Origin of the sequence: Blastomonas sp. CCH1-A6 (assembly GCF_001556365.1) — a bacterium.
Lineage (GTDB): Bacteria > Pseudomonadota > Alphaproteobacteria > Sphingomonadales > Sphingomonadaceae > Blastomonas > Blastomonas ursincola.
In genome coordinates, this window is record NZ_LSIS01000124.1 from 1 (window position 1) to 3243 (window position 3243).

At 64.3% G+C, this 3243-nt stretch carries 3 protein-coding genes; 1 reads left to right on the forward strand and 2 read right to left on the reverse strand.

Going from position 1 to position 3243, the window contains the following annotated elements; all coding sequences use genetic code 11:
* Positions 1 to 436 (forward strand): hypothetical protein (locus tag AX735_RS25640; protein WP_202189501.1); only part of this gene is annotated, 436 nt, incomplete at its 5' end.
* 199 nt (positions 437 to 635) lie between these two features.
* Here AX735_RS25640 and AX735_RS04960 read toward each other — a convergent pair.
* On the reverse strand, positions 636 to 2471 hold the full coding sequence (locus AX735_RS04960) for a M2 family metallopeptidase (RefSeq protein ID WP_066276558.1): 1836 nt from the start codon (positions 2469 to 2471) through the stop codon (positions 636 to 638).
* Positions 2472 to 2563: 92 nt separating this feature from the next.
* Positions 2564 to 3243, reverse strand: a 680-nt coding sequence (locus tag AX735_RS04965) for a bestrophin family ion channel (RefSeq protein WP_082750937.1), incomplete at its 5' end; no start/stop codon positions are given.

A 3243-nucleotide genomic window follows, 5' to 3' on the forward strand; every position in this document is an offset into this window, starting at 1 on the left:
AACTGCCCGGCTGGCGGGTGAAGTGATCGCGGAAAATGCGCGCATTGCTTCCGATCTCGCCAAGCGCAACGCTTCGGCCGCTGCCGCGATCATCAGCGACAATGCAAAGTCGCTGACCACCGAAATGGGTCCGTTGCGCGACAAGGCCGACGAACTGGCGCAGAATGCCAGCGAGCGGCTCTCCGTCGTGGCCCGCGAGCTATCCGAGAAGGTCAGCGAAAACAGCCGCTATGCCGCCCGACAGGCCAAGGCACATCCGGCGCTGACGCTCGGTCTGGCAGCAGGTGGCATCGCACTGATTGCAGCGGCCATCGCCCTGTCGCGCCGCGGCAAGCAGGCAGCTGCCACCGCTGCAGACGAAAATAGCGATTATGTCGATCAGAACGTTGTTCCCTCGACCACGAGCGCCGCAGGGGCGCCCTATAACGTTCACTGATTGACCGACAGTCAGGCGCAGCGCGCGATTCCCTCACGCGCGGTGTCTCGGGGCCTGTGTTCCAGATAGAGGCGCCCCCCGCTTCAGGAAGACAGGCCCCAAATTTTCCACTCCATCAACCAGCAAGGGCAAGCGAGACGGCCTTCCAGCCGCGTCGCTTGTCCTTGGTGCTAGATGATGGGGTTCTGACAGGCGCGGCTCACCAGCCGCACTGCTTGCCCTTGTTCTGCTCCTTGAGCCAGGTCTGCAGCGGCGCGAAATATTCGACCAGCGCCGTGCCGTCCATCTCGCGCATGCCGGTAAACGCCTCGAGCGCGTCGGGCCAGGGCTTGGATGCACCCATTTCCAGCATCGCGTTCAGCCGGTTGCCCACTTCCTTGTTACCATAGAAGCTGCAACGATGGAGCGGCCCCTTCCAGCCCGCGATGTCGCAGGCCGCCTTGTAGAACTGGAACTGCAGGATGCGCGCGAGGAAATAGCGGGTATAGGGCGTGTTGCCGGGGATATGGTATTTAGCGCCCGGATCGAACGCATCGGCAGGCCGCTCCGCCGGGGGCACGATGCCCTGATATTGCAGGCGCAGTGCCGTCCAAGCATCGTTATAGTCGGCGGGCTTGATCGAGCCATCGAACACGCCCCAGCGCCAGCGATCGACCAGCAGGCCGAAGGGCAGGAACGCGAGCTTGTCCATGCCCTGGCGCAGCAGCAGGCCAAGATCCTTGTCGGCACCCGGCACCTTGGCCTTGTCCAGCAGGCCGATCTCGACGAGATAATCTGGCGTGATCGAGAGGGCGACCATGTCGCCGATCGCCTCGTGGAAGCCATCGTTGGCACCGTCGAGATGCAGCGGATTCTGCTTGCTATAGGCCCGCTGATAGTAATTGTGCCCCAGCTCGTGATGGATGGTGGTGAAGTCGTCGGCATTCACCTTGATGCACATCTTGATGCGGATATCGTCCTTGTTGTCGATGTCCCAAGCGGAGGCATGGCACACGACCTCGCGGTCCTGCGGCTTCACGAATTGCGAGCGCTGCCAGAAGGTCTCGGGCAGCGGCGCGAAGCCCAGCGACGAGAAGAAGCCCTCGCCGCCCTTCACCATCTTGAGCGGATCGTAATTCTTCGCCTTGAGCAGCTCGGTCACGTCATAGCCGATATCGCCCGCGCCTGCGGGGGCCACGACGTCATAGATATTGCCCCATTCCTGCGCCCACATGTTGCCGAGCAGATCTGCGCGGATCGGGCCGGTCTTGGGCTGCACCGCATCGCCATATTTCTCGTTGAGCTTGGTGCGCGTGTAGCAGTGCAGATCGTCATAGAGCGGCTTGACCTGCTGCCAGAGCCTTTCGGTCAGCGCGGCGAACTCGTCGGCGCTCATATCATACTGGCCGCGCCACATCGCGCCGACATTCTTGAAGCCCAGTTCGCGTGCGCCCTGGTTGGCGATCTCGACCATGCGCGCATAATCGTCCTTCATCGGCGCGCCGACATTGTCGTGCCAGCTGACCCACATTTCCTTGAGCTTCGCCGGATCGCGCACGTCGCCCATCGCCGCCTCGATATCCGATCCGCTGACCGGCTTGCCGTCGAGCGTGCCCTTGCCCTTGCCATAGATCGACTGAAGCTCGGTCGCGATGGTGTTGAGCTCGGCCGCCGCGCCTTCGGTGGTCGGCGCGGGCAGCACGATGCCGCCGCGCAGCTTGTCGAGCTTGCGCCGCGTCTCTTCGCTCAGGCCCGGCACGTCCTTGTACTTCGCGGCCTCGAGCGCGAAACGCACCTGCATCTCGGTGCCCTTGGCCCCGACTTCGGCGGCGAGCGCGTTGGTATCGTCGGTCAGATAGGTCGAGTTGATCCAGAACACCCGGCTGGCCGAGACCGTGTAATCGAAGCCCTCCTTCTCCGCCGCAGCAACAAACGCCTCGGCATCGGCGGCGGTCGGCTTGGCCGCAGCGGCCTGCGGCGCGGCCTCCTCGGCCAGGGCAGCGGTGGGGACGGCCAGCGCGAACGCCAGCGCGGCGAGCGAAGTACGAATAATCATGTCGGGGCACCCTTAATATCGGTTATGCCCGGCAGGATTGAGCCTGGCACCCGGTCAGGTCAAGCGCATTCAACGCCTTACCCCGGCACTGCCTACCAGAGCACGCCCTTCACCTCCGCGAGCGGTTCGGGCGCAGGTTCGCCGAGCGCCTGGAGCAGGTCGATCTCGATCGTGCGGCACATCGCGCTCAGCGGCACGTCGTGCACGCTGTTGGCGAACGGATCGACCAGATCCTCGCCGATCTGCAGGATCGCGAGGAACATCAGCCCCGCCATGGTCGATCCGACCGGCGTCGCCATGCCCAGCGTCTCGACCAGCCCGATCGGAAGCAGGATGCAGAAGACGCGGGTGAACAGCGCCGGGAAGAAGCGATACTGCATCGGCAGCGGCGTGTTCTTGATCCGCTCCATCCCGCCCTGCGCGTTCGAGATATCGACCAGCACCGCCTCGATCTGCGCCTGCTGGATGGTGTCGATCTCGCCGATGCGCCGGGCATGCGCGACGAGATAGCCGGTGCCGTCATGGATCGCATTGGGCACGTTGCGCCGCTGCTTGACCAGATTGACCTCGTCGTCGGACAGCAGACGCTCGAGGTCCGGGCAGTCGTTCTGCCGCCGCAGCGCCGCGCGAAGGGCGTGGACATAGGCGATCTGTCGCGTGACGATATCGCGGCGGATTTCGCGTCCAGTCGCGGTGGCGTCATCGATGAACGCCAGCGCCGCGCGGGCGAGGCTGCGCGAGGCATTGATCATCTGCCCCCACAGCACCCGCC

Excerpts from the sequence above, each read along its gene's own strand:
- AX735_RS04960 (WP_066276558.1), bottom strand. The coding sequence starts at position 2,471 with ATGATTATTCGTACTTCGCTCGCCGCGCTGGCGTTCGCGCTGGCCGTC.